At 43.5% G+C, this 8841-nt stretch carries 8 protein-coding genes (1 of these 8 only partly in view); all 8 read left to right on the plus strand.

What is annotated here, in order from left to right:
• Positions 1-38: 38 nt before the first annotated feature.
• Entirely contained in the window at positions 39-2906 is a 2868-nt protein-coding gene (locus ACDD58_RS10335) for a glycoside hydrolase family 3 C-terminal domain-containing protein (protein ID WP_370777307.1), read from the plus strand.
• A 255-nt stretch (positions 2907-3161) separates the two neighbouring features.
• Complete coding sequence (locus tag ACDD58_RS10340; protein WP_370777308.1) at positions 3162-4028, plus strand: Rossmann-like and DUF2520 domain-containing protein; 867 nt, start codon at positions 3162-3164, stop codon at positions 4026-4028.
• A 32-nt stretch (positions 4029-4060) separates the two neighbouring features.
• Positions 4061-4888 (plus strand): 3-methyl-2-oxobutanoate hydroxymethyltransferase, encoded by an 828-nt coding sequence (gene panB / locus ACDD58_RS10345; protein ID WP_118209743.1) that lies wholly within the window; start codon positions 4061-4063, stop codon positions 4886-4888.
• 12 nt (positions 4889-4900) lie between these two features.
• The gene (gene panC, locus ACDD58_RS10350) at positions 4901-5746 is read left to right on the plus strand and encodes a pantoate--beta-alanine ligase (RefSeq protein WP_370777310.1); all 846 of its coding nucleotides are present in this window, start codon (positions 4901-4903) and stop codon (positions 5744-5746) included.
• 13 nt (positions 5747-5759) lie between these two features.
• A complete protein-coding gene (panD, locus tag ACDD58_RS10355) occupies positions 5760-6152 on the plus strand; it encodes an aspartate 1-decarboxylase (RefSeq protein ID WP_370777312.1) in 393 nt (130 codons plus the stop codon).
• 179 nt (positions 6153-6331) lie between these two features.
• Positions 6332-7477 (plus strand): hypothetical protein, encoded by a 1146-nt coding sequence (locus tag ACDD58_RS10360; protein WP_370777314.1) that lies wholly within the window; start codon positions 6332-6334, stop codon positions 7475-7477.
• A 41-nt stretch (positions 7478-7518) separates the two neighbouring features.
• Complete coding sequence (locus tag ACDD58_RS10365; protein WP_370777316.1) at positions 7519-8364, plus strand: fumarate hydratase; 846 nt, start codon at positions 7519-7521, stop codon at positions 8362-8364.
• Between the two features lie 102 nt (positions 8365-8466).
• On the plus strand, positions 8467-8841 hold the 5' portion of the coding sequence (locus ACDD58_RS10370; protein ID WP_117920609.1) for a Fe-S-containing hydro-lyase. Its footprint extends 177 nt past the window's final position; the window shows 375 of its 552 coding nt (coding positions 1-375); it begins with the start codon at positions 8467-8469; the stop codon falls past the right edge of the window.

An 8841-nucleotide genomic window follows, 5' to 3' on the forward strand; every position in this document is an offset into this window, starting at 1 on the left:
TGTATGGAACACAGGTTCTTACAGCAGCAAGGCAGAAAATGGAGAAAAATATAAAATTTGAACAGAACACACCGCTGTGGGATAACAGTCTTTCGATAGAAGAACGTCTTGACTATCTGACAGGGGCAATGACGCTTGAAGAAAAAATACACTGTCTGACAACCGGATGCCCTGACATTCCGAGGCTTGGAATCCGGGCAACTTATATGGGCGGTGAGGCTGCACACGGGATTGAGGCGAGACATGACCAGGCATTTAATAAAGGGGAGCCGGAGCCGACCACAGCTTTCACTCAGCCGATCGGTATGAGTGCGAGTTTTGACAGGGAGCTGATCAGAGAATGTGGTCGCGCTGTCGGCGAGGAAGCCAGGGCTTTGTATACAAGAAATGGTGGAGGCGGGCTCTGCCGCTGGGCGCCAACGATTGATATGGAGCGCGATCCGAGATGGGGAAGGACGGAAGAGTCATACGGCGAAGATCCGTATCTGACCGGAGAGATGGCGGGCGCATATATCCGCGGTATGAGGGGCGAGGATCCTTTTTATATCCGTTGCGGGGCAACGCTGAAACATTTTTACGCAAACAATGTGGAGAAAGACCGCATTAAGATTTCATCTTCCGTAGACAGGAGAAATAAAAACGAATATTATTTAAAACCGTTCAAAAAGGCGATCATGGAGGGCGGCGCGGAGGCAGTCATGACCTCCTACAATGAGATCAACGGGATTCCGGCGATCGTCAATGACGAGGTGCGCCATGTCCTAAAAGGCACCTATGGACTGCCCGGGCATGTTGTTTGTGACGGAGGCGATTTTTCACAGACGGTGAACGACCATCATTTTTATCAGACGCACGGGGAAACACTGGCAAATGGATTAAAGGCTGGTGTTGACTGTTTCACGGATGATGGAGAGATTGTTTATGCTGCGGCAAGGGAGGCATTAGATAACGGCTGGATCACGGAAAAAGATATTGATGAATCGGTGCGCAATTCGTTCCGGACAAGGATAAGGCTTGGCATGTTTGATAAAGAGGGCGACTGCCCGTATCAGAACATGGGCGAAGAATATATCAACAATGAGGAACACAAACAACTTGCGCGTAAAATGGCGGATGAGGCGGTTGTCCTTTTGAAAAATGAAAATGAAATTCTTCCGTTTGATGAAAATACAGTAAAAAATGTAGCAGTAGTAGGTCCACTCTCTGATGTGTGGTACAAGGACTGGTATTGTGGCATCCCTCCTTATGAGGTTACTGTCTTAGATGGAATCAGAGAAGCATTTCCAAATGCAAAGATCAGTCATGAAACCGGTTTGTCTGAAATCCGTATCCGCCTGGCGGATCAAACCAGTGATAAATGCTATGTGGGACTGGATGAGAATACCCGGTTAAAACTGGTAATAAAAGAGCAGGCAGAAACATTTATTTTGAATGACTGGGGCTGTGGCAGCATGACCCTGGTGGCAAAAAGCAACGGCAGATTTGTCACTTTAGAGGAGGATACAGATATCATCAAGGCAGACAAAAAAGAGGCGTTTGGCTGGTTTGTCCGTGAGTTGTGGAATTTGAAGTGGGAAAAAAGCAGTTTTACACTGGAAAGCTGGAATAAGAAGCAGGTAATTGTGGATAAAGATGGTCATTTTTCCATCTGCGTGGATAATCCGCCGGCAAGATTTGAGATAGAGATCGTAAAAGACGGGAAAACTGCTGCGGAGAAAACAGCAAAAGAAGCTGATCATGTGATAGCAGTCATTGGCTGCAATCCGGTCATCAACAGCAAAGAGGAAGTTGACCGCACCACGATTGTACTTCCGACGGAGCAGGAAGAACTGGTAAAACGGGTGGCAGCAGTGAATCCGAACACCATTGTGGCTTTGATCAGCAACTATCCGTATGCCATCGGTGAATTGGAGAAAAATGTTCCGGCGATCCTGCTGTCTGCATCGGGCAGTCAGGAACTTGGACACGGAATCGCAGATGTGCTGACCGGAAAAGCAGCAGCTGCGGGACGATTAAATATGACATGGTACCGTTCGGATGAAGATCTGCCGGATATGAACGACTATGATATCATTCAGGGAAAACGCACTTACCAGTATTTTGACAGAGAAGTGCTCTATCCGTTTGGATATGGTCTGACTTATGCAGCATTTTCCTACGAAAAAATGCAGATCAAAAAAGAACGCGGCTGTATCAAAGTGAGCTGCTTTATCAGGAATACCGGAGAAAAAACCGGGGATGAAGTCGTACAGCTTTATGTGCATAAAAAGGATTCCCGTGTAAAACGACCGATCAAACAGCTGGCTAGATTTGAGCGTGTCCATAATATAAAACCGAAAGAAATCAGAAAAGTTAACTTTACAGTACAGTTGTGGGAGTTAGAGTATTATGATGTGATCTCAGAGCGTATGATCTTAGAAGACGGAACATATCAATTTATGGCAGGCGCGTCATCACAGGATATCCGCTTAGAACAGAGTATTGAAATTGATGGAACGCATGCCGGAAAAAGAAATCCGTTCCAGGCAACTGCTGCCGACTGTTATGATGCATATGACCACATGTTTTTACATCGGGGAATCAACGGTTCATCCTGTGTGATCCCTGGCTGTGCCGGAGATGATCCGGATGAGATGAAAGAACAGCCGGTGAGTGGAAAGTTAATTTATCATGATTTTGTATTCAGCAAAAAGCCGCTTAGGTTGAACATCACGTTAAAAGTATTAGAACCGGTCAAGGTGACTGTGACAGGGAAAAATGTCGCAACGGTCACTGCAGAGCCGGTGGACTGTTACCGGATGTTAGAGATGGATCTGCCGGAAAATTTTATTGAAACCGGAAAACCGGAAACCATTCAGATCCAGGTGGAGGGAAAATGTAAGATATCCAAATTTGTGTTTGCCTGATAAAAAATTCACAATTGAACCGTGCGCAGTGAAGTGTTATAGTATGTTTTGGATGATATTCCGTATACAGGAAATCATACCAGAACATATTTTTTATCAGAAAAAGAGAATAAAACCAGGAAAACCGCTTGTATCCGTCAGTCGACGGAATGAGACAGTCGCATGCTGCTTCACAAAACGGGGAGTGAAATCCGGTTCACATTTTGCTCCGCCAGACAAAGGGGGAAAATCCCCTGTCCGTCAGAGGAGGATCGCATGCAGATCAGTTTTATTGGCGCCGGGAAAGTCGGCGTGTCACTCGGAAAATATTTTATCAGTAAGGGCAGGAAAGTAGGAGGTTATTATAGTCTAAGCCCAGAGTCTGCCGCATGGGCAGCAAATTTTACACACACAAAGCAATATCAAAGTATCAAAGAAATCATTAGCAGCAGCGACATGATCTTTTTTACCGTACCTGATGACAGAATCAGGGAAGTCTGGGAGTCGGCAAGACCGTATACCCATGGTAAAATCATTGCACACTGCAGCGGGATTCACAGTTCGAACATCTTTTCTGATATAGATCGTACTGGTAGTATGGCCTATTCTATTCATCCACTCTGTGCCATCAGTGACAGGGAAACATCCTGGCAGGCGCTTGGTGATGTACTGTTCACCATTGAGGGGGATGCACGAAATATCTCCAATATCCAAGAAATGTTTACGCAGATGGGAAACCGTACCTGTTTTATTTCTGCGGAAAACAAAATCAAATATCATGCAGCGGCGTCTTTGGCATCAAACCATATGACGGCGGTATTTTTTATGGCGCAAAAACTGTTCTTAGAGTGCGGTTTTACGGAACAACAGGCAAATGAGGAATTGTACCGGCTTGCAAAAGGCAATCTGGAAAATATCCATGCACAGGGATGTATTGCTTCCCTGACCGGACCTGTGGAGCGCGGTGACAAAAATACCGTACAGAAACATCTGGATGCATTGAATGCTGACATGAAAAAAGCCTATCTGGAAAATGCAAAGCAGCTTTTAGAGATTGCGGAGCAGAAAAATCCGGATAGAGATTATGCGGCAATGAAAGAAGTTTTCATGCCGACAAAAATTAAAAAATCGTGTGAAAAATAAAGATTTTCACATGCAGGAATGGAGAATGAAAAATGAAAAACACAGTACTGACTTTGCAGAAGCAAAAAGACGAACACGACAAGATCACAATGGTAACGGCTTACGATTACACGACCGCAAAGATCATGGATGAATCCGGCGTGAACACGATCTTAGTCGGAGATTCACTGGGTATGGTCATGCTTGGTTATGATGATACATTATCCGTGACCATGGAAGATATGATCCATCACACGGCAGCAGTGACCAGAGGAGCAAAAAATGCATTTGTTGTTGCAGATATGCCGTTTATGTCCTACCAGACTTCCGTCTATGATGCGGTGGTCAATGCGGGACGCCTGATGAAAGAGGGCAGAGCAAACGCAGTCAAATTAGAGGGTGGAGTAGAATTTGCCCCGCATATCAAAGCAATCGTACAGGCATCGATCCCGGTCGTTGCACATCTTGGACTGACACCACAGTCGGTCAATGCATTTGGCGGATTTAAAGTACAGGGCAAAGATATCGAAGCAGCACAGAAACTGATCGAGGATGCAAAAGCAGTGGAAGAAGCAGGTGCATGCATGGTTGTTCTGGAATGTGTACCGGCAAAACTTGCGAAGAAAATCACGGAGACACTTAAGATTCCGACCATCGGTATCGGGGCAGGCGCAGATTGTGACGGTCAGGTGCTTGTTTATCAGGATCTGCTTGCCATGTACGGTGATTTCCGTCCAAAATTCGTAAAAGTATTCGCAAATGTCGGTGATGCAATGCGCGAGGGAATGGCAGCATACATCAAAGAGACAAAAGAGGGAACATTTCCGTCAGCAGAGCACTGTTTTAAAATAGACGATTCCGTGATCGAAAAATTATATTAGGGGGACAAAAAAATGAAAATCGTATCAACCATAAATGAAGTAAGAGAACAGGTAAAAGAGTGGAAAAAAGAAGGAAATACGATCGGTTTTGTTCCGACCATGGGCTATTTACATGAGGGACATGCGAGCCTTATTGATGCGGCACGCAAAAATAACGGCAAAGTAGTGGTCAGCATTTTTGTAAATCCGATCCAGTTTGGACCAAATGAGGATTTAGCCAGTTATCCAAGAGATTTAGAGCATGACGCAAAACTCTGTGAGGAGCATGGAGTTGATCTGATCTTCCATCCGACACCGGATGAGATGTATGGGGATAACTTCTATACCTTTGTGGATATGGATGTGCTCACAAAAGAACTTTGTGGATTAAGCAGGCCGGTTCACTTTCGTGGAGTATGTACGGTTGTATCCAAGCTGTTTAACATTGTGACTCCGGACAATGCATATTTCGGACAGAAAGATGCGCAGCAGTTAGCGATCATCAAACGTATGGTCAAAGATTTAAACATGCCGTTATCCATCCACGGCTGTCCGATCATCCGTGAAGAGGATGGTCTTGCAAAGAGCTCCAGAAATACATATCTTTCCCCGGAAGAGAGAAAAGCTGCACTTGTTCTGAGCCGTTCTGTTTTCCTTGGTGAAAAAATGGTAAAAGAAGGAGAGCGTGACTGTAAGAAAGTGATTGCTGCAATGACCGCGGAAATTGAAAAAGAACCGTTGGCAAAGATCGATTATGTCAAAATTGTAGATTTATCCACAATGCAGCAGATCGATACAATCGAACACGGCATACTTGCAGCAATGGCAGTATACATCGGAAAAACAAGACTGATCGACAACTTTATGATCGAGGACTAGAAAAGAGGAAAATATGACAATTTCAATGTTAAAAGGAAAAATCCACCGCGCGACCGTAACACAGGCAGAACTTGACTATGTGGGAAGTATTACCGTAGATATCCAGCTTTTAGAGGATGCCGGAATCTTCGAATATGAAAAAGTACAGATCGTGGATGTAAACAACGGCGCACGCTTTGAAACTTATACGATCGCAGGGGAGCGCGGCAGCGGAGTCATCTGTTTAAACGGTGCAGCAGCCCGTATGGTACAGACGAATGATAAAGTGATCATCATGGCATATGCACATGTGACGCCGGAAGAGGCAAAACAGCAGAAACCGGTTGTTGTGTTTGTAGATGAAAATAACCATACGACTGAGATTACAAACTATGAACATCATGGGGAGATATCGGCGATCCGTTAAAGAAATCCGGTAACAGCAGATATGAGAATGTGGCGTTGGTGAAACGGTAACAGTTGAATCATAAAAAGCAATAAGTTATAATTATTTATAATTTATTGCTTTTTTTAGTTATGTCAATTTATTTTTGCAGAACAAAATTCATTTTTTGAAAAATAGATCTGTTTACATGGAGGGAAAATATGCCGCATAATTTTTATGAACTCGTATGGATTTTTATCATTTATGCCTTTATCGGCTGGTGTACGGAAGTATCTTATGCAGCCTTAGACCGTGGAATTTTTGTAAACCGTGGATTTTTAAATGGACCTTACTGTCCGATTTATGGCTGTGGCGTTGTGATCGTCGTTGCGGTGTTAACCCCATTGAAAGAAAATCTGTTGATATTGTTTATCGGTTCATTTTTACTGACATCCATTCTGGAATATATTACAGGATATCTGCTTGAAAAAGTATTTCATAACCAGTGGTGGGATTATTCTGACAAGCCGTTTAATATTCATGGCTATGTCTGCCTCAAATTCTCCATCTACTGGGGACTTGCATGTACATTTATCATGGATGTTCTGCATCCGATCATTTATAAAGGAATTACACTGATGCCGCATATTCCAGGCGTAATATTGCTGTGTATTATCATGACTGTCTTTTTTGTGGACTGCGGCATTACCGTTGCAACAATCCTGAAATTTAATAAACGACTCAAAGTTATGGATGAAATGGCGGAACGTATACATAAACTGTCTGATGAGATCGGAGAAAACATTTATGAGAACGTGACGGACATCGTAGAAAAATCAGAAGAATTCCAGAAGGCACATGCGGAGCTGCTGGATAAATTAGCGGAAACAAAGGATAACCTGATGGAGATTCCGGGCAGTGCCAAAGAAAAGATCACAGAAACGACTGGTGCAGCGAAAGATAAAATTGTTGAGACAACTGGAACAGCAAAGGATAAGATTGCAGGAACGACTGGTGCAGCAAAAGATAAGATTACAGGAACAACCGGCGCAGCGAAAGATAAATTTGCAGATACTGCCGCAAATGCCAGACTTGTGCTGGAAGAAAATATTATGGAAGCTAAGAGCAGTTTTGAAGCTAAGAAAAATGCCTGGACTGAAAAATCCGAAGAGTGGAAGAAAAACCGCGAAAGACAAAAGGCGGAACTTTCCGAACTTTCCGAAAAATATGAACATCTTTTTGAGGAGAAGAACTTTGGTTTTAAGCGTCTTATGAAGGCATTCCCTGATATGAAGTCAAGAGAGAACGATAAGACTCTGACGGAATTTAAAAAACATTTTCATTTAGACAAGCCGGAACAAAAATAAAATAAACGCACAGCGGGCAGCAGTGCAGAAACGGAGAAAACATGATCAGAACAGTCGATACCCAGATAATTACAGAAAATATCAAAGAGATGTGTATTGAAGCAAATCATTATCTTTCAAAAGATATGGACATTGCAATGAAGCAGGCAGTTGAGACAGAAAAATCCGAACTTGGTAAAAAAATCTTAAACCAGCTTCAGGATAACTTAAAGATCGCAGATGAAGAGATGATACCGATCTGTCAGGATACCGGAATGGCAGTCATCTTTTTAGAAGTGGGACAGGATGTTCATTTTGAGGGAGATGCGATCGAGGATGCCATTAACGAAGGCGTGCGTCAGGGATACACAGAAGGATTTTTACGGAAATCTGTTGTAAAAGATCCATTGATCCGTGAAAATACAAAAGATAATACACCGGCAGTTATCCATTATTCCATTGTACCGGGAGATAAAGTAAAGATTACGATTGCACCGAAAGGATTCGGAAGTGAAAACATGAGCCGCGTGTTCATGTTAAAGCCGGCAGATGGTATCGAAGGAGTGAAAGATGCCATATTAACAGCCGTAAAAGATGCAGGACCGAATGCATGCCCGCCTATGGTCGTGGGAGTCGGGATCGGTGGTACGTTTGAAAAATGTGCAATTCTTGCAAAAAAAGCGCTGACACGCTCGGTTGGCGAACATTCCGATATCCCTTACGTGAAAGATATGGAAGAAGAACTGCTTGGAAAGATCAATAAACTTGGCATTGGACCGGGCGGACTTGGCGGTACGACAACAGCACTTGCAGTCAATATCAATACTTATCCGACACATATCGCAGGACTTCCGGTAGCTGTTAATATCTGTTGTCATGTAAACCGTCATGTAGTAAGGACAGTCTGAGATTAAGACTTTTCAAATGCAAAATACATTTTTCACACGCAGGATTTGTGCTTCGCACAAACTTGTGATGCGCTTAAAAGCAGCGTAAGAATGGAGGTTATCATGGATAAACACATTACAACACCGATTACGGAAGAAGTCACAAAAGATTTAAAATCTGGTGATTATGTTTATATTACAGGAACGATTTATGTAGCAAGGGATGCTGCACATAAAAGAATGATCGAGGCACTGCAGCGTGGAGAAGAACTGCCGATCGATATTAAGGACAGCACAATATATTATATGGGACCGTCTCCGGCACGAGAAGGGAGACCAATCGGTTCGGCAGGACCAACAACAGCTTCACGTATGGATAAATATGCACCGACATTACTTGACCTTGGAGAAAAGGCTATGATCGGTAAGGGAAAACGCACAAAGGAAGTTATTGATGCGATTGTACGTAACCATGCAGTTTACTTTGCGGCGATCGGT

This window comes from Roseburia sp., from assembly GCF_041325975.1.
In the GTDB taxonomy this organism is placed as follows: Bacteria; Bacillota; Clostridia; order Lachnospirales; family Lachnospiraceae; genus Roseburia; species Roseburia rectibacter.

What these genes read in the sequence shown, in the direction of transcription:
- ACDD58_RS10335 (WP_370777307.1), top strand. Translation starts at nt 39, where the DNA reads ATGGAGAAAAATATAAAATTTGAACAGAACACACCGCTGTGGGATAAC.
- ACDD58_RS10340 (WP_370777308.1), top strand. Translation starts at nt 3,162, where the DNA reads ATGCAGATCAGTTTTATTGGCGCCGGGAAAGTCGGCGTGTCACTCGGA.
- panB (WP_118209743.1), top strand. Translation starts at nt 4,061, where the DNA reads ATGAAAAACACAGTACTGACTTTGCAGAAGCAAAAAGACGAACACGAC.
- panC (WP_370777310.1), top strand. Translation starts at nt 4,901, where the DNA reads ATGAAAATCGTATCAACCATAAATGAAGTAAGAGAACAGGTAAAAGAG.
- panD (WP_370777312.1), top strand. Translation starts at nt 5,760, where the DNA reads ATGACAATTTCAATGTTAAAAGGAAAAATCCACCGCGCGACCGTAACA.
- ACDD58_RS10360 (WP_370777314.1), top strand. Translation starts at nt 6,332, where the DNA reads ATGCCGCATAATTTTTATGAACTCGTATGGATTTTTATCATTTATGCC.
- ACDD58_RS10365 (WP_370777316.1), top strand. Translation starts at nt 7,519, where the DNA reads ATGATCAGAACAGTCGATACCCAGATAATTACAGAAAATATCAAAGAG.